The organism is Micromonospora sp. URMC 106 (assembly GCF_051386395.1).
GTDB lineage: Bacteria > Actinomycetota > Actinomycetes > Mycobacteriales > Micromonosporaceae > Micromonospora.
Window position 1 is genome coordinate 120,429 of the sequence record NZ_JBPQTP010000001.1, and the last position, 20,894, is coordinate 141,322.

Sequence of the window (20,894 nt, forward strand, 5' to 3'; positions counted from 1 at the left end):
GGCGGGTCAGCCGGATGCCGCCGGCTGGCCGTCCACCAGCCGTCGGGGCCGGAGACGGGCCGACACCCGCCGTGCCCGCGGCTGTGGCGCCCCGGCGGCGGCCCACCGCGGATGTGGCGCCCCGGCGGGGCCTACCGCCCCCAGCGGCTGCTGTCAGGAGCGGGCGAGCCAGCCGGGAACGGTCAGGCCGGACTCGTACGCGAGGATCACCAACTGGGCCCGGTCCCGGACCCGGGTCTTGGTCATGATCCGGCTGACGTGCGTCTTCGCGGTGGCCGGGCTCAGCACCAGCCGCGCCGCGATCTCGTCGTTGGACAGGCCGGCGGCGACCAGCGCCATCACCTCACGCTCCCGCTCGGTGAGCGCGCTCAGCCGCGGCCCCGGGTCCGGATGCGCGACCCGGGCGGTGAACTCGGAGACCAGCCGGCGGGTGATCGACGGCGCGATGAGCGCGTCGCCGCGCGCCACCACCCGCACCCCGTGGATCAGCTCCGCCGGCTCGGTGTCCTTGACCAGGAAGCCGCTCGCGCCGGCCCGCAGCGCGCCGTAGACGTAGTCGTCCAGGTCGAACGTGGTCAGGATGATCACGCGGACGTCGGAGTTCGCGGCGATGTCCCGGGTGGCGGCCAGGCCGTCCAGCCCGGGCATCCGGATGTCCATGAGGACGACGTCCGGCCGCAGCTGCCGGGCGAGCCGCACCGCCTCGGCGCCGTCGGCGGCCTCGCCGACCACCTCGATGCCGTCCTCACCCTCCAGGATGGACCGGAATCCGGCGCGCACCAGGGTCTGGTCGTCGGCGAGCAGCACCCGGATCACGCCGCGCCCTCCGGCTCCGATCGCGGCGCCGGCGCTCCCACCGGCACCGGGCCGGGCCGCAGCGGGAGGCGGGCGCGCACCCGGAAGCCGCCGTCCGGGCCGGGACCCGTGGTCAGCGAGCCACCCAGCGCCCGGGCCCGCTCGCCCATGCCGAGGATCCCGTTACCGGGCGTACCCGCCGCGCCCGCGCCGTCGTCCTCGACCTCCACCAGCACCCCGTCGCGGTCGGGCCGGACCCGGATCACCGCGGCGGTCGCACCGGCGTGCCGGGTCACGTTGGTGAGCGCCTCCTGCACGATGCGGTACGCCGCCAGGTCGACCTCCGGCGGCAGCGGCCGGGTCTCGGTCAGCTCGGTGCGGACCTCCAACCCGGACCGCCCGGCCGTCGTGACCAGCTCGTAGAGGCGGCTCAGGCCGGGTGTGGGCGCGATCGGCGCCTCGCCCTCCCGCCGCAGGATCCCGAGCGTCGTGCGCAACTCGCTCAGCGTCTCCCTGCTCGTCTGCTTGATCGCGGTGAGCGCCTGCGTCGACCGGTCGGGGTCCGGGCGGTGCAGCGCGGCGCTGGCCTGGACGTTGATCAGCGAGAGGTGGTGGCCGAGCACGTCGTGCAGCTCGCGGGCGATGCGCAGCCGCTCCTCGGTGGCCCGGCGCCGGGCCTCCTCCTCCGTCCGCTGCTCGGCGGCGAGCGCCCGGGCCTGCGCCTCCGCGAGGTAGGCCCGGCGGTTGCGGGTCACGCCGACGATGACCGCGACGGTCCAACCGGCGTGCAGCAGCGTCGCCCCGTTCACGCTGTCGGCCGTCCTGTTGTAGCTGTCCGCGACGGCGAAGGCGACCACCGAGGCGAGCCCGAGCCCGATGGCGACCGGGAGGTGCCCCTCGTCGACGACGGTGTAGAGCGCCACGACGAACACCAGCATGATCGGGCCGGGCCGGTGCAGCAACGCTCCGTACGCGCCGACGGCGGCCAGCGCCACCACGCCCACCGCTACCGGGTGGCGGCGGCGGAGGTACAGCGCGCCGGCGGACGCCAGCACGGCCAGCAGCGCCCCCCACTCAGCGGCGGTGTCGATGCCGCGCGACTGCACCACCAGGCCGAGGAGGGCCACCAGACCGACCACGAGCACCAGGGCCGTGTTCGCCGCCGGGCCGTGCCATCGCCACCTCGACATGCGCGAAGCCTAACCTCGACGACTGGGCGGGAGGGGCCGGCCGTCCGGGGGCCGACCATGTGGAGCGTGCGCGGCGGCAGACGCACCGCTCGTACTGCTCGGGGCGGTGGGTCGCTGTTGACCAGGGCATCCGCCCCGGTTGTGCCGCCGGCAGGCGCCGGGCGTGTACCGTCTGGGCCCGCCGCCGCGGTCGGGCGGCGCGGTCGTCCAGGACGCGGCCGGCCCGGCCGGTGGTCGCCGTACTCCCGGCGGTCCAGCCGCTCTCCCGACGGCCGTTCCCTCGACCCGCACAGCCGAAGCGATCGGAAGGGCAGCATGAGCCGCTCCACCGCACCATCCACGACCGGGTTGATCGACGCCGCGACCGGCCTGCCGGTACGCCGGCACCCGGGCACCGGGGCCTACTACGTCCGCAAGGCCGGCTGGCCGCACTTCTGGGGCCGGACGCTGGACGCGCTCGCGGTGCTGGTGGTGGCCGGGGCCCTGATGGGCGCGGTCGACGCGGCCAACCAGGACCTCGCGCTCGGCCGGTTGTCCATGGCCATGCTCGCCGACACCGGCGTGTACGTCGCCGTCATGGCCGCGATCTGGTTCGTGGTGGTCTTCGCGTACGGGATGGTCTGGGGCTCGATCGGCAGCCTCGGGGACGCCGCCGCCGGCATGCGTTCCGTCAGGATCTCCGACGGCGCGCGCGTCGGTGCCTGGCGGGGCGGCCGGCGGGCCTTCTGGTGGTCGTTCGCGCCCCTCTACCTGGTGCTGAGCTTCGCCGCGATCTTCAGCGGCGGCGGCGGTGACACCTTCGAGAGCAGGTTCACCGCCGTCGACCTCCGGTCCGGTCTCGCCCGGGGCCGGGCACCCGTTCCCGACGCGACGGCCGTCGCGGAACAGCTTCGTCCCGCTCGCTGATCCCGCGCCGCGCGTCGGCCCGGCCTGTCGGGCGGGGGCGGACCGGCAATGACAGGATTGCTGGCGATGCGACGAAGCAAGGCAACCACGCGCAAGCCGCGGACGGCGGCGGGAGCGGCCGTCATCCTCGCCGTCATGGCGCTGCCGGGCGGGGCCTGGGCGGCCCCGTCGCCCGCCCCCGTTCGGGGAGCGCCGGTGTGCGAGGTACGCGACGGTCGGCTGACCGAGATCTCCGGGATGGCCGCCACGAACGACGGGTACGTCGTGGTCAACGACGGCGCGGACGACGCGGCCCGTCGCCAGATCTTCTTCCTGGACTCCGGGTGCGCCGTCGTGCGTACGGTGCGGTATCCGTCGCGACCGCGGGACACCGAGGATCTCGCCGTCGGCGCGGACGGCACGATCTGGGTGGCGGACACCGGCGACAACGACCGCTCCCGGCAGACCGTCGCGGTGTGGAAGCTCCCGCCGGGAACCGACCGGCCGGTGCTGTACCGCATGGCGTACCCGGACGGCCCGCACGACGCCGAGGCCCTGCTCCTGACCGCCGACGGCCGGCCGGTGATCGTCACCAAGTACTCGGCCGGCCTGTACGCCCCGAACGCCGCCCCGCGACCCGGCGCGACGGTGCCGCTGGCGAGGGTGGGGCAGGTCCGGCTGCCGGCCTCCACGACGAGCAACCCGTTCGGGGCGCTCGGCCGGACGGCGGTCACCGGCGCCGCCACCGCCCCGGACGGGCGCAGGGTGGTGCTGCGCACCTACGCCGACGCGTTCGAGTTCGACGTCGTCGACCGCGATCTGATCGCCGCGCTGACCAGCGGGACCCCGCGGGTCACCGCGTTGCCCGACGAGCCGCAGGGCGAGTCGATCACCTACAGCCCCGACGGGCGGTCCCTGCTCACCCTCTCCGAGACGGCCGACCAGCCACCCGGCACGAGACCCGGCATCCTCCGCTACCCCCTCGGCGCGGCCGTCCCGTCGACCGCGCCGCGGGCCACACCCGAGCCCGCCGCCGCCGGCGCCGGCGGCGACCGGTCCGACGGCCTCGGGGCCGCGGTCGTCGCCGCCGTCGTGGCGGCCGGAGCGCTCGGGCTGGGCCTGGTCGTCCTGGGGCTGGTGGTGGTGAGGCGATCGCGCCGGGCCGGGCCGCGCTGATTGTCGCGGCTCCGGCCCGGCGTCGGCGGATGCCGGACCCGCCCGGTGCCCGGCGGCCGTGTCAGCGGCCCTGGAGGGCCCTGACGTTGTCGCCGAACGTCCAGCCCTTCGACCCGTCCCAGTTCAGCGACCAGGTCATCAGGCCCTTCAGGCCGCCCTGGTAGGTGTTCCACGCCTGGGCCACCGCCGCCGGGGCCAGGTGGCCGCCCCCGGCGCCGGGCTGCGCCGGCAGGCCGGGGACCTGCTTGTCGTACGGGACGCGGATGGTGGTGCCCTGGATGACCAGCCCGGCGTTGAGGCAGTCGGTCTGGGCGGTGAAGCCCTGCACCGTGCCGGCCGGGTAGGAGTCGCCGGAGCAGCCGTACATGCTGCCGTTGTAGTACTGCATGTTCAGCCACCAGAGCCGGCCGTTGTCGGCGTACCGCTTGATGATCGGCAGGTACGCGCCCCAGATCGACCCGTAGGTGATGCTGCCGCCGGTGACGTACGCGGTCTCCGGCGCCATGGTCAGGCCGAAGGTCGGGGGCATCTGCGCGAGCACCCCGTCGATGATGCGGATCAGGTTCGCCTGCGACGTGGAGAGCTGGGCGATGTTCCCGCTGCCGGTGAGCCCGGTCTCGATGTCGATGTCGATGCCGTCGAAGTTGTACCGCTTGAGGATCGGCACGATGGTCGCGACGAACCGGTCGGCGACCGCGGCCGAGCTCAGGTCGATCCCCGCGGTGGCGCCGCCGATCGACATCAGGATGGTCAGCCCGGCCGCCTTGGCCCGACACATCTCGGCGGGGGTCGGCACCTTGACCGTGCTGTCCATGCCGTCCTCCCACAACGCGGTGCCGTCGGCGCGGATCACCGGGAACGCCGCGTTGATCACGTTGTAACCGTGGGCGGGGATCCGTGGGTCGGTGATCGGGATCCAGCCCAGCGGCGGGTGGACGCCGTTCGCCGCGCCGTCCCAGTTCTCCCAGTAGCCCTGGAGCACCTTGCCGCCGGGCTTCGGCTTGCCGGCGCACGTCTCCGGACCGGGTGGACCGGACGTCCCGGTGGGCGACGGGGTGCCGTCACACGCGCCGAGGTCGGTCCAGAGCGAGGGGGCGGCGGCCGGGTTCCAGCCGGCGCCGGGCGGCGGAGTGTGTGCCACCAGCGCCTGGTACGACCGGCCGGCGTAGGTGACCCGGCTGCCGGCGGCGTAGGCGGTGCCCTCCGCCCAGGCCGGCGCCGTGCAGGCGGCCAGCGTGGTGGTCGGGCCGCTCGCCGTCGCCGCGAAGCCGTCCACCCTGGGCAGTGCCGCGACGGCGGCGACCAGTGTCGCGCCGGCCAGCAGGGCGGGCATCGTGCGTCGAAGTCCCATGGCATTCCTCCTCGTCGATGAACGGGAGGCTATCAATAAAGTTTGTTTAAAGTAAGGTGGCGGTGCAGGAGCGCGGCGGGCCGATCAGCGGCGCCGCCAGTGGATCGGCAGGCGCTTGACGCCGCGCTGGAAGTTCGAGCGCAGGTACGCGGGCGCGCCCGCGTAGTCGACGCTCGCGGTGCGCGCGAGCAGCACCTCGAACAGCGCGCGTAGCTGGCACCGGGCCAGGTGGGCGCCGAGACAGAAGTGCGGTCCGTGGCCGAAGACGAGGTGCGGGTTCGGGTGACGGGTGAGGTCGAGCCGGTCGGGGTCGGCGAAGACGCGTTCGTCGCGGTTGGCCGACGCGAACGAGACCACCACCTTGTCCCCGGCCCGCACCGGCACGCCGGCGATCGCGGTGTCCGTCGTGGCGGTGCGCCGGAACACCATCACCGGCGTCCACCAGCGCAGCAGTTCGTCGACGGCGGTGTCGAACAGGGCCGGCTCCCGGCGCAGTCGTGCCAACTCCGCCGGGTGCTCCAGCAGGGCGATCATCGCGCCGGGCAGCCCGTTGCGGATCGTCTCGTTGCCGGCCACGGCGAACAGCCAGAACATGTTCTCGAACTCTTCCACCGAGAGCCGCTCGTCGCCGTGCCGGGCCAGCAGGATGGACATCACGTCCTGCCCCGGGCTGCGGCGCTTCGACTCGGCCAACAGGTGCGCGTACGCGTAAAGGTCGGCCATGCCGGCCCGGGTGCGCGGATCCGGCATCCGGCCGTCGGCGTCCGGGGCGGGCCGGTGGCGTAGCGCCTCGCGGGCCGCGGCGGTACCGGCCCGCGCGTCGAACGCGGCGGAGACGGCGTAGTCCGGATCCTGGAAGCCGATCACCCGGTTCGACCAGTCGTAGAGCAGCCAGCGGTCGGGCTCCGGCACCCCGAGTACGTCCGCGAGGGTGAGCAGCGGCAGGTCGGCGGCGAGGTCGCGGGCGAAGTCGCAGGTGCCCTCGTCCGCGTCGCCGAGCGCGCGTTCCACGAGCGCCGCCGCGTTCGCGCGGATCGACGCCTCCAGCGTGGCGACCGCGCGGGGGGTGAACGAGCGGGCGACGGGCCGGCGCAGCCGGCCGTGCTCCGGCGGGTCCATGTTGAGCATCATCCGCCGCACGTAACCCAGGTCCTCCGGGGTGGCCGGGTCGCGGATCTGGGTGGCGCCGAGCCAGGACGAGAAGAGCCGTGGCCGCTTGAGCACGTCCGTCACGTCGGCGTGCCGCAGCACCAGCCAGAAGCCCGGTCCGCCGGGCAGCCCGAGCAGCGGTGGCTCGTCGACCCACACGACCGGGTCGGCCGCGCGTAGCGTGGCGAGCAGATCGTACGGGACACCGCCGACGTAGGTGCGGGGATCGACGAGGGGCGCCGGATCGGCACTCACTGCCCGAGGAACTCCTCCAGCACCGTGACCAGTCGCACCGGCGTCTCGTACATCGCGTAGTGCCCCGCGTTGGCCAGCACCTCGAGCCGGGCGTTCGGGTAGTGGCGCATCCAGGTCTCCCGCATGGTGTCGGCGCCCAGCGCCGGGTCGTGCTCGCCCACGACGGCGAGCGCCGGCACCGGGTTGCCCTTCACGTCGTCGGTGAAGTCGGTACGCGCCCAGGCGGTGAGGTACGCCCCGAACGCCTCCCGGGTGCAGTGGTCGAGGGAGAACCGCACCATCTCGTCCAGCCATCGGCCGGACAGCCGGTTGCCGGTGGTGAGGTCGATGATGGCGCGCCGGTTGTCGGGGTTGGCGGCCGCGCCGTCGAAGAGCGCCCAGCTCTGCAGGTCGAAGGGCACCCCGCCGGCCGGGACCGGGCTGATGCCGACGAGGCGTTCCACCCGGCCGGGCGCGTCGGCGAGCACCCGCTGGGCGGCGCTGCCGCCCATGGAGTGCCCGACCACCGAGAACGCGTCCCAGCCGAGGGAGTCGGCGAGGTCCAGGGCGTCGCGGGAGATCTCGGCGATGCTGTGGTCGCCCGCGACGCCTGCGCGCGCGCCGTACCCGCGGTAGTCCAGGAACGCCCAGGTGAAACGCTCGGTGTCGATCAGTTCGGGCAGCCATCCCCAACCCTGCGCCGACCCGAACCAGCCGTGCAGGGCCAGCACCCTGCGCGGCCCGTGACCGACGCTGATGTGGCTGATCGTCATGCGGCGACCCCTCTCCGTCGGGACACCGCGTCCGACGTGGACGACCGTGCGGGGCCGACTCGGTGGACGCTGGCGGTCTGCCCGCGACCGTAGTCGGCGCGCGGACCGAACGGAAGAGCCGGGCTTCCCCGCCAGGATGGTGAGGAGGTCGGCCCGGGTCCGCTAGCAACGGGACGCGCCGGCTCTCCGGGTCGTGGCGCCGGCCCCCGTCGGGCGCGCGTCCGGCGTCACCTCAGGTGGTGGCCCGCTCCGGCTCCGACCGGTGGACGACGGGCTCCGACCCGGCATGGCGGATCGGCGTGAACAGCGCGCCGAGCGCGACCAGGAGGCATCCCGCGCCGGCGGCGAGGGTGACCGCGGTGACGCCGTACCGGCCGGCGGCCCAGGTCAGCACCGCGGCGCCGGCGGGCCCGAGGGCGTAGTGCGTGCTCCAGAAGGCCGACGTGACCCGGCCGAGCAGGTGGTCGGGCGTGATCTCCTGGCGTAGCGACATCGAGCAGATCCCGCCCACGCTGACGCCGCACAGGTACACGGCGGTCAGCACGGTGACACCGGGCACGGTGCCGACGACGCCGATGCCGGCGATGGCGAGACCGGACATCGAGACCGCGCCGATCCAGGTGACGCCGAAGCCACGCCGGCGGCGCAACGGCGCCACCAGCAGCGCGCCGGCGATCGTGCCCAGCGCCGCCAGGCCGAGCACCGTGCCGATGGTGCGGTCGGAGCCGCCGAGGTCGTGCTTGACGTGATAGATCAGCACGTCGGTGAGGCCGTACGTCAGGAAGATGAAGATCGACAGCAGGACGGTCAGCGAGCGGAGCACGGGCTGACGCCAGAGGAACCGCGCGCCGGCCAGGAACTCGGCCAGCCGCGTCGCCCGTCCCGGGCCGCCGCCGGTCCCTTCGCCCTCGGTGGGCCGCCGGAGCCGGACCAGCCAGAGGCCGGCGGCCGACAGCGCGAAACTGGCCGCGTTGATGGCGATGGCCGCCGTGGGGCCGAATCGGGCCGACACCACGCCGGCGAGCAGTGGCCCGCCCACGGCCGCCGCCGCGAAGGTGGCCTGCAGGCGCCCGTTGGCCTCGGTGATCCGGTCCCGGTCGACGAGGTTGCGCACCGCGGTCACCGCGGCGACCTGGAACACCATGCCGACCGCCTCGCAGATCGGCAGGACGACGAAGAGCAGCCAGATCTGCGGGCCACCGAGCCACGCCAGGGGGATGAGGCCGTAGAGCACCAGCCGGGCCAGGTCGGCGGCGATCATCAGGGTGCGCCTGTCGTACCGGTCGACCAGGACGCCGCCGAAGACCCCGGCGCCGACCGACGCGGCGCCGGCCACGGCCGTGAGCAGCCCCATCTGGGCGACCGACCCGGTCGCGTGCAGCACGAGCAGCGGCACCGCGATGTAGGCGAACGAGTCGCCGGTGGCGGAGAGCGACTGCGCCGCCCAGTACGCGCCGAAGTCGCGATCGCGCCACAGGGGAGGGTGGGCCGGACCGGCGCGTTCGCTCACACGGGCGAGGGTAACGAAACGCCGTGCGCCGGCCGGCGTAGCCCGGCCCGTCGGTCCCGCGAGGCGCCTGCCGACCGCCGCCGGTCCGGGCCGTGCCTCAGAGGCTCATCGGACCCGGGTCGGTCGCGAGGTCACGGAACCGCTCCCGCGGGTCGGGCACCAGCCGTCGGGCGGACAGGTCGAGCAGGCCGCCCACCCCGGTCAGCGTCGCGACCGGGGTGCCGTCCGCGCGGGTGTAGCCCTGCTCGATCCGGAAGGTCTTGCCCTCGCTCCAGCGGAACTCGCAGGACACGTCCACCTCGTCCCCACCGCGCAACTCCCGCAGGTATCTCAGGGTGACCTCCAGGGCGACGGGCCCCACTCCGGCGGCGAGGAGCCGGTCCTGCGAGATGCCGGCCGCGCGCAGGCACTCCCACCGGGCGTGCTCGCCGTACTGCAGGTAGACGGCCTGGTTCAGGTGGCCCTGGGTATCGAGCTCGTAGCCGCGGACGGTGATGCGCACCCGGAACGGATCTCCCATGGGCCCGAGCCTAGCGGCGGCGGTCGGTGGCCCGGCCGACCGGCGCCGCACCCGCCGCGCACGACCGGGTGGTGGGCGTGCGTGCGGACGCGGGCCGGACCGGCCGACGACCGGGAGCTGGTGAGCCCGCCCGACCGGGCCGTCAGCGCGACGCGAGCAGGTCGGCAGCCGGTCGGCGCACCGACGCCCGGCCCGCGCCGAGCCGCCCCGCCCGGGTGCGCGCTCAGGCCACCTTGGGCGCGGCGCGGGAGATGATGGCGGCGAAGTCGACACCGGTCGGCAGCGTGCCGTACGCCTGACCGTGGTCGCCCGTGAGCCGGGAGGCGCAGAAGGCGTCGGCGACGGCGGGGTGGCCGTGTCGCACCAACAGCGAGCCCTGCAGGACCAGCGCGAGCCGTTCGACGACGCGCCGGGCCCGCAGTTCGAGGTCCTCGTGGTCGGCCAGTTCGGCCCGCACCTGGCGTACCGCGGCGTCGAGCCGCGCGTCGGCGCCGGCCGCGGCGGTCACCTCGGCCCGGAACGCCTCCATGACCTGCGGCTCCCTGGCGAGAGCGCGCAGCACGTCCAGCGCGGCGACGTTGCCGGAGCCCTCCCAGATCGAGTTCAGCGGGGACTCCCGGAACAGCCGCGGCATCCCGGACTCCTCGACGTAGCCGTTGCCGCCCAGGCATTCGAGGGCCTCCGCGGCGTGCCCCGGCCAGCGCTTGCACACCCAGTACTTGCCGACGGCGAGGGCGAGCCGTTTGAAGGCGGTCTCGCCGACGTCACCGCGCGCGGAGCGGTCGGTCGCGCCGGCGAGCCGCATCATGAGGACGGTGGCGGCCTCGGATTCGACGGCGAGGTCGGCGAGCACGTTGCGCATCAGCGGCTGGTCGACGAGGTACCGGCCGAACGCCTGCCGGTGGGTGGCGTGGTGGGTGGCGGTGAGCACGCCCTGGCGCATCCCGGCCGCCGCGCCGACGACGCAGTCGAGGCGGGTGAGGTTGACCATGTCGATGATGGTGCGCACGCCACGGCCCTCGTCCCCGACCCGCCAGGCCACCGCGTGTTCGTACTCGACCTCCGCCGAGGCGTTGGACCGGTTGCCGAGCTTGTCCTTCAGGCGCATCAGCCGCATCGGGTTGCGCGTGCCGTCGGGCAGGACACGCGGGACGAGGAAACAGGTGAGTCCGCCCGGCGCCTGGGCGAGGGTGAGGAAGATGTCGCACATCGGCGCCGACGTGAACCACTTGTGCCCGAGGAGCCGGTAGGTGCCGTCCGGCTCGGGGCGGGCGGTGGTGGCGTTGGCGCGTACGTCCGAGCCGCCCTGCTTCTCCGTCATCGACATGCCGGCCAGCAGCCCCTGCTTGGCCAGCGGCGGACGCAGCCCGAAGTCGTACGTCGTGGCGGTGAGCAGGGGCTCGTACCGCGCGGCCAACTCCGGGTCGTGCCGCAGCGCCGGCACCGCCGCGTAGGTCATCGAGATCGGGCAGCCGTGCCCGGCGTCGGGGCGCCAGGTGTAGAACTTGGCCGCCCGCGCCACGTGTGCGCCGGGACGGTCGTCCGCCCACGGCGCGGCGTGCAGCCCGTGCGTGACCGCGGTGCGCATCAGCTCGTGCCAGGCCGGGTGGAACTCCACCTCGTCGATGCGGTGGCCGTAGCGGTCGTGGGTGCGCAGGACCGGCGGGTGCTCGTTCGCCAGCCGCCCCTGCTCGATCGCCTCCGCGGCGCCGCCGATCCGGCCGAGCTCGTGCAGCTCGGCGGCGGCCCAGCCGGCGCCCTCCCGCTCGAGCCCGTCGAGCAGTGCCGGGTCGTCCGCCGCGTCGTAGCCGACCAGCGGGGGAACCTGGTTGAGGACCTCGTGCGTCGTCACGGCGATACTCCAATTGCGCGGTGGATGAACGTGATCAGGCTGGGGATGGTGCCCGGCCCGGCGACCCCGGCGGCCAGCGGGCCGACCATGGCCTCCGCGAGGGCGCCGACCAGCGCGGTCGCGGTCAGCTCCGGATCCTGCGGGGGCAGCTCGCCGCTGGCCACGCCCGCCGCGACGTAGCCGGCGATCAACTCGGCGTACGCGCGGCGGAAGACGAGCCGCTCGGCGTCGACCGCCGGGTCGACCGGCTCGGCGAGCAGGGCGTACGCCAACCGCGGGGACTTCAGCGCCCGACCGGAGAACGTCTCGACGACGGCGGACACCTGCTCGGCGGCGGTGCTCTCCCGTGCGGCGGCGCGCGCGACCGCGTCCACCTCACGCCGCGAGGCCGTGCGGAACACCTCGGCGAACAGGTCGGCCTTGGCGGGGAAGTGCCGGTAGACGGTGCCGGTCGCCACGCCGGCTCGTTCGGCGACGGCGGCGACGGAGCAGCCGGCGTACCCGCTTGCGGCCATGATCTCCAGCGCGGCGGCGATGATCCGCTCCCGTGACGCGTTCAGCCGAGCCCTGACCCGCTCGGTGCTCCGGTAGACCACGCAAGGATTGAATCACCATTCAAACCTTGGCCACAAGATGTGCTTCCTCGCGGTCACGGTGCGGACGGCGGACGGGAGCCTTCGTCCCGCCCCCGGTGCGGGTCAGGTGAGCGCCGCCACGACGTGGGCGGCCGCCTCGGCGAGGAGAGCCTGGTCGTACTCGGCGTCCCTGGTCGCCTTGCTGGACATGATCGAGATGACGAGGGGCGCGGCCTGCGGGGGCCAGACGACGGCGATGTCGTTGACGGTGCCGTAGTCGCCGGTCCCGGTCTTGTCCGCCACGGTCCAACCCTTCGGCACGCCCGCCCGGATGCGCCGGGCGCCCGCGCCGGTGGCGTTGCGCTCCAGCAGGCCGCGCAGGAAGGCGCGCTTGTCGGGCGGCAGGGCGTCGCCCAGCACGATCTTCTGGTAGTCGGTGCCGATGGCCCGGGGGGAGGTGGTGTCGCGCGGGTCCCCCGGGATGGCTGTCACGATCTCCGGCTCGGTGCGGTCCATCCGCGTGACCGCGTCGCCGAGGCGGCGGGCGTACGCCGTCAGTTCGGCCGGCCCACCGAGGTCGCGGAGCAGGAGGTTGCCGGCCGTGCCGTCGCTGTAGCGGACCGCGGCGTCGCACAGTTGACGGATCGTCATTCCCGTGGCCACGTGCTCGCGGGTGATGGCGGAGCTCTTCATCAGCTCGCTTTCGGCGTACCTGACGACCGTGTCCAGGTGCGACAGCGGGTTGCGGTGCAGCACCGCCGCTGCCGCCAGCCCCTTGAACGTCGAACAGAACGCGAACCGTTCGTCCGCCCGGTGGGCGATGGTCGCGCCGGTGCCGGTGGCGAGGGCGTACACGCCGAGGCGTGCGCCGAACTTCCGTTCCAGGTCGAGCAGGCGCTCGTGGCGGACGTCCGCGGCGGCGGTGGGGGAGGAGGACGCGGATACGGCGGCGGTGGATGGGGCGGCGGCGGGCCGCCCGTCCTTCGCGCATCCGGCCAACGGCAGGGCCGCCGCCACCCCCAGCAGGGCGCGGCGGGTGAGGGTCGGTGGCGACGATGCGTCACGGGTCATGGGCACTCCAGGTCGCGGGGCGCGCGGATGCGAGCGAGCCCTGAGGTTCGTTGCGGTCGGTCGGGTGACTCGGGCGAGGGGCAGCCAGCGCCCCGCTGGCGGCCACCACCGCGACGGTGGCCACCGGCCCCTGGCGCTGGCCCGGACGGCCGCGCAAGATCTTCCATCGTTGGGTTACACGCGCGGTCGACCCACGGCGGTTGCAGCGCCGTCGCGGTGGATCAGGGCCGCACCTCCCCGCCACCCGTGCCGGAGCACGTCCCTCACCGGGTGGCGGGCGGCCGGGGCGGCTGCGTTCCCAACCGCCCCGGCCTCGGTCACGCCGGAACCCGGGCGCCGGCGAGGCACCTCTGCCCAGCGTGCGCCATGTCGCGGCGCAGGCCAAGCCGTAGCTGGAAGTTGCCTACGCGGCAATTCGGGCTGCGCCCGCGCGGGGCGACTGTCGCACCGGGGGAAGGATCGCGTCCGACGGTCCCGTCCCGCCGGTTCGCAAATCACGCGGGTGGACCACCTCCCCGCGACGGCCCGGTCGGCCGGACGATCGACCTGCTGGCCCCCGGCGGGCGGCGACCGGTCGGCGGTGGCGGCCCTCACCGGGGCGCCGGCCGGCCACCGCCCGGTCAGGAGTGCGGGCGCGGCACCACGAAGCCGGGGGCCGGCTGCGGGGACTCGCCGGTGACCTGGGTGATGATCTCCGCGGCCACGTCACGCAGCTTGCGGTTGCGGTGCTGCGACGCCTGCCGAAGCAGGGCGAAGGCCTCCGTGGCGGTGCACCGCTGCTGGCCCATCAGCACCCCGAGGGCCTGGTCGATGACGCTGCGAGAGGCCATGGCGTCGGTGAGCTGCTGATGCAGGAGGGCCTGGTCGGCCTGGCGGAGGATGACGGCCAGCGCCGCCGCCCCCTGGCTGGCGAACGCCACGGCGTGCCGGCGCGCCGTCTCGGTGAAGGCGGCGGGGCGGGCGGCGTAGAGGTTCAGGGCGCCGACGGTCTCGCCGCCGACCGTCATCGGCAGCGACAGCGAGCCGAGGACGCCGAGCCGGAGCGCGTGTTCCCGGTAGCGGCGCCAGCGTTCGTCCTCGCGGAGGTCGACGACCTCGACGACCTGGCCACCGCGCAGGGCGGCGAGACACGGGCCCTCGTCGGCGCTGTACTGGATCTCGTCGGCGCGGGCGGCGAGGTCGTCGCTGCTGGCGACCGTGAAGACACCGCCGTCCCGGCGCATCGTCAGTCCGCAGGCCACGGCCGGGGTGATGACCTCCGTCGCGACCCGGACGACCTGGTCGAGGAACGCGTCGACGTCGGTCGAATCGGCAAGCAGGGTCAACAGCCGGCCGTACGCCGAGGCCAGGTACGAGTCAGCAGCCTCGGACACCACCGCTACCTCCTCAACAACCGTGTGCCCGCTCGGCTCCACCGGAGCCGGCACCACCCCCCGGGATGCTCCCCGGTTGAGCCACCCGCCAGGCATTCTCGCCGCCGGCGAGCCGCCGCGGCCGGCTGGGCAGGGTGCGGATCCGGCGGGACGCGGCTAAGGTCGAGGTGGGTTCGGACATGAGCCCGGGACCCGTGCCGTCCGCCGACAGGGGGAGTGAGCGCGAACCCGGTCCCGACATCCTCGCCGAGGAGCAGCTCATGTCCGTCCATCAGGCGCCCCACCCGGCCGCGCCGGAGACCACCCGCCAGCCGATCCTGTCCCTCGCGGTCGCCAGGCACGGCGCGGAGGCGGTCGTGGAAGTCCGGGGAGCACTCGACATGGCAACCGTCGGCCTGCTCGTCGACATCGTGGACACGGTGATGGCCGGCCAGCCACCCCCGGTGCTGGTGCTCGACCTGAGCGAGGTGAGCTTCTTCTGCGCCGCGGGCGTCACCGCGCTGCTGACGGTGCGCCAGCGGGTCGCCGCGAACGGCTGCGCGCTGCTGCTGCGCCAGCCGTCCCGGATCACCGTCGCGGTCCTCGACATCGTCGGCCTCAGGGACGAATTCATCACCGAGTGACCTGCCTTCCCTTCCGCTTCCGAGTGTCGTACGCCGGGCTGGTCCGGCCGGTCCTGCTCGTGCGCCGGCAACCGTCCGTCGACCCGCGGCCACCCGCCGCCCGGCCAACCGCCGGGTGCCGGCGTCGAATGCGGCGGCGGGGTGGGCCAACCGGGGTCATGTCGAACACCCTGCCGATGCGGACGCCATACCCCGGACTCGATCAAACCCAAACCTGCGGAGGCGAGAGGCGTCCGCGCCGCCGCACCTGCTCGTGGAAGCGGTCGAGGTCCAGCTCACCCGGTTCGAGCCGCACCGCGTACCCGTCGTGTCCGGAATGGCCGGTCTTCCGGCGGACGGCGACGAGATCCCGGCCGGGTCGTCACGGCGGCGGGGTTGTCGGACCGTCGTGTTACGGTCGCCCTCGGTCAGGGTTCCTGACCGACCGACGCGACGCTGGGGGCTGTCGTGGAGTGGGACTTCGCCGTGCTCGGCGCGCTGCGCGTCAGCCGCGACGACCAGGTGGTGCGAGTGCCTGCCAACCGGCAGCGCGCCCTGCTGGCGACGCTGCTGCTCAACCAGGGCGAGCCGGTGAGCGTGTCCGTCCTGGTCGACCGGGTCTGGGGCGGCGAGGTGCCCACGCACGCCAAGGCGTCCCTGCACTCGCTGGTCCGGCGGCTGCGCGCCACGCTCGACGGCGCCGCCGGCGGCGCCGAGCTCATCGCCACCGGCGCCAACGGCTACCGCATCGACCTGCCGCCGGACAGCCTCGACCTCGCCCGGTTCGACGGGCTGCTGGCGGCGGCGAACGCGACCGACGACCCGGGGGACCGCGCCCGGCTGCTGCACCGGGCGCTGACGCTGTGGCGCGGCGACCCGCTGGCGGACGTGGTCTCCGAGGTGCTGCACCGCGAGGACGTGCCGGCGCTGACCGAGCGGTGGTTCCGCGCGAGCGAGGCGTACTTCGACGCCGAACTCGCCCTCGGCCACCACATCGAGATCATCGCCGGGCTACGCCAGGCGACCCGGCGCAGCCCGCTGCGCGAGAGGTTCTGGGCACAGCTGATGCTGGCCCTCTACCGCAGCGACCGCCAGGCCGAGGCGCTGGACGCCTACCAGGAGGTCGCCTCGATCCTCGCCACCGAGCTGGGGCTGGACCCGTCCCCGGCCCTGCGGGAGCTGCACACCACGATGCTCCGGTCCGACCCGGCGCTGCGCTGGCAACCCCCGGCGTCCACCGCCACCGTCGCCCCGGCCGCCCCCGCGCCGCCGGCGAACCCGATGTTCCAGCTCCCGGCCGACCCGGGAAGCCTGTACGGCCGGGCCGACACGGTGCTGTCCGTCCGGCAGGCGATCGCCACCGCCGCCGCCGAGGGGCGCCTGCCGCTGGTGGCCGTCTCGGGCCCCCCGGGCGTGGGCAAGTCCGCGCTGGCCGTCCACGTCGGCCACCAGTTGTGCGAGCTGTTCCCCGACGGCCAGTGGTTCGTCCGCCTGCGCGGACAGCAGGCGGATCCGGCCCGGCCCGACGACATCCTGGCCGAACTGCTCACCTACGCCGGCATTCGCGGCGCCGCGCAGCCCGGCACGACCGATGCGCGGGCCGCGGCCCTGCGCGCCGCCCTGGCCGAACGCCGGGTCCTCCTCGTCCTCGACGACGCCGGCACGGCCGAGCAGGTCACCCCGCTGCTGCCCGGCTCGGCGAGCTGCGCGGTGATCGTGACCAGCCGCCGTACGCTCGGCGGCCTGGTGGCCCTGCACGGGGGGCGGGCGGTCAACCTCGGCCCCCTCGACCCGGACGAGGCCGCCGACCTGCTCACCGCCGTCCTGCGCCAACACGCGATCACCATCGCGCCGGACGCCGTCGCCGACCTCGCCGCGCTCTGCGGATACCTCCCCCTGGCGCTGCGGATCGCGGCGGCCAACCTGGCGACCGCCGGCGAGGCCGACCCGCGGGACTATCTGCGACGGCTGCGCGACGGCGACCGGCTCGCCGGCCTCTCCGTCCCCGGCGACCCACGGGTGACGATGCGCGCCGCGATCGAGCCGTCCTACCAGCGACTGGACGCACGGGAGCAGCGGGCGCTGCGGCTGCTGGCGTCGTCGCCGGCGGACTGCTTCACCGCCACCGACCTGGCCGCGCTGGCGGGCGTCGGCTGGTCCGAGGCCGACGCGCTGCTGCGCACGCTGACCGCCTACCACCTGGTGCGCCCGAGTCTCGGCGACCGCTTCGTCATGCACGACCTGACCCGCCTGTACGCGGCCGAGCTGTCCCGGGCCGAGGACGCCGCCGGCGAGCGGGCCGCCGCCGTCAGTCGGCTGCTCCACTCCTACCTGGCCACCGCCGACGCCCTGGCCCGCCGCGGCCATCCCCGGATGACGTTCCTGCCCCCGCCACCGGGGCTGACCCCGGTGGCCGGCGCCCCGCAGCCGGTCGAGCCCGCCCAGTGGTTCCACGCCGAGCACCGCAACCTGACGACGGCGATCCGTCACGCCGCCCGGCACGGCCCGCCGCAGCTCGTCTGGCACCTGGCCGACCGGATGCGCGGGCACCTGCAGGAGATCGGTGCGCACGCCGAGTGGCGGGACGTGGCCGAGCTGGGCCTCGACCAGGCCCGCCGGCACGGCGACGACCAGGGCATCGCGGCGATGGAACTCAGCCTGGCGACGCTCGCCGCCAGCCGCGCCGACTATCCCGACGCCGAGCGGCGGTTCAGCGCGGCGCTGGAGATCCAGCTACGCCTGGGCAACCGGGCCGGGCAGGCGTCCATCCTGAACAATCTCGGCATCGTGCATCGCGAACAGGGCAACCTGACCGAGGCCGGCGCCTGCTACGCGCGGGCCCTGGCCCGCTACCGGGAGCTGGGCAACCGGCACGCCGAATGGAGCTGCCTGGGCAACCTCGGGGTGGTCCAGCTCGAACTCGACCAGGTCGTGGAGGCGGTACGCGCGCAGCGGGCGGCGCTGGACGGGTACACCTCGCTGGATCCGGCCGCGCAGCCGCACGACGACATCGCCACCGTGCTGCACAACCTCGCGGTCGCCCTGCGCGCGCTGGGCCGCCCGGCACTGGCCGTGGTCCACCTGACGCGCGCCGTGGCGATCCGGCGACGCACGGGCAACCGTTACGGCGCCGCCACCGACCTCGACCAGCTGGCCGCCGCCTACGCCGATCTCGGCTACCATGCCAAGGCGCTGCGCCTCGCCGAGGAGTCCCTGGCCACGGCCCGCGCCATCGGCCGGCGTCGGGTGGAGGCCGAGTCGCTCACCACCCACGCGGCGATCGCGCTCGGTCTGCACGGGCCGGCGCCCGCCGTCGCCCTCCTGCACCGGGCGCTGCGGCTGAGCCGGGAGATCGGCTACCGCCGCGCGGAGGTCTGCGCCCACATCGGCCTGGTGTCGGCGCACCGGGCGGCCGGGCGGCACGCGGAGGCGGAGCGGCACGCGCGCCTCGGCGAGCAGCTCGCCCGGCGCTCCGAGCACCTCCTGCTGGCCCGCCAGGCCCGTGACGTGCTGGTCGACGAGCCGCTGGCGCCGGCGAGCTGAACACGGGGCACGATCCGCCCGCCCTATGCGGGAGCGCCCCCTCCGGTCGCGGTGGCGCCGTCGTCGGGGGCGAGGGCGTCGAGCGGGAAGCAGCCGGCGAACGGGTCGTCGTAGCTCCGCCAGACGTCCTCGCCGTCGGCGAGTTCGGCGTCGGTGAGCAGGCAGGCGCTGAGCGCGCGGTGCAGCTCGACCGGGTCGAGGTCGAGACCGATGAAGACCAGGTGCTGGTGCCGGTCCCCGTAGTAGGGGTCCCAGTCGAGGGCGGCGGCGAGCTGCCGGTGGGTGGAAGCGTCGTCCCAGTGGGTGTGGGGGAGGGTGACCAGCCAGCGGCCGAGTGACCCGAGGCGGAGGCCGCCGCCGGCGAAGTCCCAGGCGACGACGGTCTCGGGCTGGCTGGCGAGCCAGAGGTGACCGCGGGAGCGGAGCACGTCGGTGCCGACGTCTTCGAGCGTGTCGTGCAGCCGCGCGGGGTGGAAGGGTCGGCGCGCGCGGAAGACCGCGGAGACCACCCCGCAGTCGGGCTGCGGCTCGTGTACGCCGAGGATGTGCCCCTCCAGGCCACGGGCCAGCACGGCGGGCGTCTCCGGGCGGTGGCGCCGCGTGTCGCGCAGTTGTCGGCTGAGCGCCCCGGCATCGACGACGTCGTCGTGCACGCGGACCTGTGCCGCCCACGGCGCCATCCGCGCCAGCAGCAGCGCGAGACGACTGGTGTCGTACGCCCCCTCCCGGGACTCTCCCCACAGGACCAACGTGTCGGCGTACTCGATCTGCCGCACCACGACGTCGGCGAGCGCCCGGTCGTCGTTCTCGGCGGCGTGGATGCCGAGGCTCCTCAGGTCGTCGGTGCTGGCCAGGCCGTCGAGCAGGTGCTCGATGGCGACGACGGTGACGTAGGAGTCGATCCGCAGCAGGTCGGTGATCGCCGCCCCGTCGACCGGGCAGTGTGCGCAGGCGGCCGCGACCGCCTCGGGCTCGACGACCTCGGGCAGCATCAGCAGCAGGCCCCGGTCGGGGTGGGCGCGTGCGAGCCGGGCGAGGGTGGGCAGCACGTCCTCGCGCAGCGTGCAGGAGACGCAGCCGTGCGCCAGCGCCACCCGTTCGTCTTCCAAGATTCCCTCGCCGGTGCGCACCACGCGATGGACGGTGCCGTGGTGGACGTCGGTGAGGTCGTGCCGGACCAGCACCAGCGACGGGTCCGCGGCGAGCAGGGCCCGGGCGACCGCGTACGTCGCGGCCGGCCAGAAGCCGCTCAGCACGGTCAGCGACGGGCGGGTGTCGGCTGCCGAGGCGCCGGCGTCGGCCGGCGCGAGGGATGACGTCGACATGACGGTCCTCTCCACTCTTCTGAAAACGATTGTCATTCTAGGCAGATCGTCGGCGGGGGGTCGCGGGGGTAGGTCCTCGCCGGGGGCGCCGATCGTCGAGCGCCCCGCGCGCCGACCGGCCGACGGCTCGTGTGGATAATGGAAACGATTATCGTTGCGGCTTCGGTCGTGGTGAGTGAGGAGTCCCTGTGTCCAGACGATGTGACGTCACCGGCGCGATGCCCGGCTTCGGCAACGCCGTGTCCCACTCCCACCGGCGCACCCGCCGCCGGTGGAACCCCAACCTGCAGAGCCACCGCTACTGGCTGCCCTCACAGCGGCGGTGGGTCAGGCTGACGCTCACGGCCAGGGCGCTCAAGACCGTCGACCGCGACGGCATCGAGAAGGTCGTCGCGCGTCTGCGCGGTCGGGGGGTGAAGCTCTGATGGCCCGGCGGACCGGCCTCCGGCCGGTGGTCAAGCTCCGCAGCACCGCCGGCACCGGCTACACGTACGTCACCCGCAAGAACCGCCGCAACGACCCCGACCGGCTGGTGCTGCGCAGGTACGACCCGCTGGTGCGTCGGCACGTCGACTTCCGCGAGGAACGCTGATGGCGCGCACCAGCCTCGGCAACCGGCAGGCGCGCCGCGAGGAACTCGTCGCCCGGCACGCCGACCGCCGCGCTGACCTGAAGCGCGTCATCGCCCATCCCGACACCCGTCCCGCCGTCCGCGACGACGCCGTCCGGCAACTCGCCCGGCTGCCACGGGACGGCAGCCGCGTCCGCCTGCGCAACCGGGACGTCATCGACGGGCGGCCGCGGGGCGTACTGGCCCGTTTCGGCCTGTCCCGGCTGCGGTTTCGCGAGTTGGCCCTGCGCGGCGAGCTGCCGGGCGTCCGCAAGGCGTCCTGGTGACCCGACCCCGCCCCGGGCGGGTCCCGCTCGGGACCCGCACCTGAGGCGCCGTCCGGATCGCCGGCACGCGCCG

19 protein-coding genes are annotated in these 20,894 nt (G+C 74.6%); 7 read left to right on the forward strand and 12 right to left on the reverse strand.

The genetic code is table 11. The features are described 5' to 3' along the window. Positions 1-153 precede the first annotated feature (153 nt). A complete protein-coding gene (locus ACSNOB_RS00440) occupies positions 154-816 on the reverse strand; it encodes a response regulator (protein WP_436684450.1) in 663 nt (220 codons plus the stop codon). Then, positions 813-1,985: a sensor histidine kinase gene (locus ACSNOB_RS00445; RefSeq protein WP_436684451.1), complete on the reverse strand. Its 1,173-nt coding sequence runs from the start codon at positions 1,983-1,985 to the stop codon at positions 813-815. The genes ACSNOB_RS00440 and ACSNOB_RS00445 overlap by 4 nt, the downstream gene beginning before the upstream one ends. 315 nt (positions 1,986-2,300) lie before the next feature. Between ACSNOB_RS00445 and ACSNOB_RS00450 the strand changes: the two genes are divergently transcribed. Both ACSNOB_RS00450 and ACSNOB_RS00455 read left to right on the forward strand, forming a co-directional pair. Next, positions 2,301-2,891, forward strand: a complete 591-nt coding sequence (locus ACSNOB_RS00450; protein ID WP_436684452.1) for an RDD family protein — start codon at positions 2,301-2,303, stop codon at positions 2,889-2,891. A 66-nt stretch (positions 2,892-2,957) separates the two neighbouring features. Beyond that, entirely contained in the window at positions 2,958-4,046 is a 1,089-nt protein-coding gene (locus ACSNOB_RS00455) for a hypothetical protein (protein ID WP_436684453.1), read from the forward strand. 61 nt (positions 4,047-4,107) lie between these two features. On the opposite strand, the gene ACSNOB_RS00460 is transcribed toward ACSNOB_RS00455, so the two are convergent. The 9 genes from ACSNOB_RS00460 to ACSNOB_RS00500 form a co-directional block, all read right to left on the reverse strand. Continuing rightward, positions 4,108-5,397, reverse strand: a complete 1,290-nt coding sequence (locus tag ACSNOB_RS00460) for a carbohydrate-binding protein (protein ID WP_436684454.1) — start codon at positions 5,395-5,397, stop codon at positions 4,108-4,110. Between the two features lie 84 nt (positions 5,398-5,481). Beyond that, positions 5,482-6,801 carry a cytochrome P450 gene (locus ACSNOB_RS00465; RefSeq protein WP_436684455.1) on the reverse strand — a complete coding sequence of 440 codons (1,320 nt, stop codon included), beginning with the start codon at positions 6,799-6,801 and terminating at the stop codon, positions 5,482-5,484. Beyond that, positions 6,798-7,553 carry an alpha/beta fold hydrolase gene (locus tag ACSNOB_RS00470; RefSeq protein ID WP_436684457.1) on the reverse strand — a complete coding sequence of 252 codons (756 nt, stop codon included), beginning with the start codon at positions 7,551-7,553 and terminating at the stop codon, positions 6,798-6,800. Before ACSNOB_RS00470 ends, ACSNOB_RS00465 begins: the two co-directional genes overlap by 4 nt. A 232-nt stretch (positions 7,554-7,785) precedes the next feature. After that, a complete protein-coding gene (locus tag ACSNOB_RS00475; RefSeq protein ID WP_436684458.1) occupies positions 7,786-9,063 on the reverse strand; it encodes an MFS transporter in 1,278 nt (425 codons plus the stop codon). A gap of 97 nt (positions 9,064-9,160) precedes the next feature. Then, positions 9,161-9,583: an acyl-CoA thioesterase gene (locus tag ACSNOB_RS00480; RefSeq protein ID WP_436684459.1), complete on the reverse strand. Its 423-nt coding sequence runs from the start codon at positions 9,581-9,583 to the stop codon at positions 9,161-9,163. A 223-nt stretch (positions 9,584-9,806) separates the two neighbouring features. Further along, positions 9,807-11,435 (reverse strand): isovaleryl-CoA dehydrogenase, encoded by a 1,629-nt coding sequence (locus ACSNOB_RS00485; RefSeq protein ID WP_436684460.1) that lies wholly within the window; start codon positions 11,433-11,435, stop codon positions 9,807-9,809. Next, the gene (locus tag ACSNOB_RS00490) at positions 11,432-12,031 is read right to left on the reverse strand and encodes a TetR/AcrR family transcriptional regulator (RefSeq protein ID WP_436684461.1); all 600 of its coding nucleotides are present in this window, start codon (positions 12,029-12,031) and stop codon (positions 11,432-11,434) included. Before ACSNOB_RS00490 ends, ACSNOB_RS00485 begins: the two co-directional genes overlap by 4 nt. A 102-nt stretch (positions 12,032-12,133) precedes the next feature. Further along, positions 12,134-13,081 (reverse strand): class A beta-lactamase, encoded by a 948-nt coding sequence (bla, locus tag ACSNOB_RS00495; RefSeq protein WP_436684462.1) that lies wholly within the window; start codon positions 13,079-13,081, stop codon positions 12,134-12,136. 620 nt (positions 13,082-13,701) lie between these two features. Next, positions 13,702-14,454, reverse strand: coding sequence for a GAF and ANTAR domain-containing protein (locus tag ACSNOB_RS00500; protein WP_436684463.1), 753 nt, complete (start codon positions 14,452-14,454; stop codon positions 13,702-13,704). A 179-nt stretch (positions 14,455-14,633) separates the two neighbouring features. Between ACSNOB_RS00500 and ACSNOB_RS00505 the strand changes: the two genes are divergently transcribed. Then, complete coding sequence (locus tag ACSNOB_RS00505; RefSeq protein ID WP_436684464.1) at positions 14,634-15,077, forward strand: STAS domain-containing protein; 444 nt, start codon at positions 14,634-14,636, stop codon at positions 15,075-15,077. A gap of 447 nt (positions 15,078-15,524) precedes the next feature. After that, complete coding sequence (locus tag ACSNOB_RS00510) at positions 15,525-18,599, forward strand: BTAD domain-containing putative transcriptional regulator (protein WP_436684465.1); 3,075 nt, start codon at positions 15,525-15,527, stop codon at positions 18,597-18,599. 23 nt (positions 18,600-18,622) lie between these two features. Here ACSNOB_RS00510 and ACSNOB_RS00515 read toward each other — a convergent pair whose 3' ends face one another. Further along, positions 18,623-19,924 (reverse strand): CobW family GTP-binding protein, encoded by a 1,302-nt coding sequence (locus tag ACSNOB_RS00515; protein ID WP_436684466.1) that lies wholly within the window; start codon positions 19,922-19,924, stop codon positions 18,623-18,625. Between the two features lie 188 nt (positions 19,925-20,112). Between ACSNOB_RS00515 and rpmB the strand changes: the two genes are divergently transcribed. The 3 genes from rpmB to rpsN are packed head-to-tail and all read left to right on the forward strand — an operon-like array spanning position 20,113 to position 20,821. Further along, positions 20,113-20,349 (forward strand): 50S ribosomal protein L28, encoded by a 237-nt coding sequence (gene rpmB / locus ACSNOB_RS00520; RefSeq protein WP_436684467.1) that lies wholly within the window; start codon positions 20,113-20,115, stop codon positions 20,347-20,349. Next, positions 20,349-20,516, forward strand: coding sequence for a 50S ribosomal protein L33 (rpmG, locus tag ACSNOB_RS00525; protein WP_436684468.1), 168 nt, complete (start codon positions 20,349-20,351; stop codon positions 20,514-20,516). Before rpmB ends, rpmG begins: the two co-directional genes overlap by 1 nt. Beyond that, positions 20,516-20,821, forward strand: a complete 306-nt coding sequence (gene rpsN / locus ACSNOB_RS00530) for a 30S ribosomal protein S14 (protein WP_436684470.1) — start codon at positions 20,516-20,518, stop codon at positions 20,819-20,821. Before rpmG ends, rpsN begins: the two co-directional genes overlap by 1 nt. The last annotated feature ends 73 nt before the right edge of the window (positions 20,822-20,894 follow it).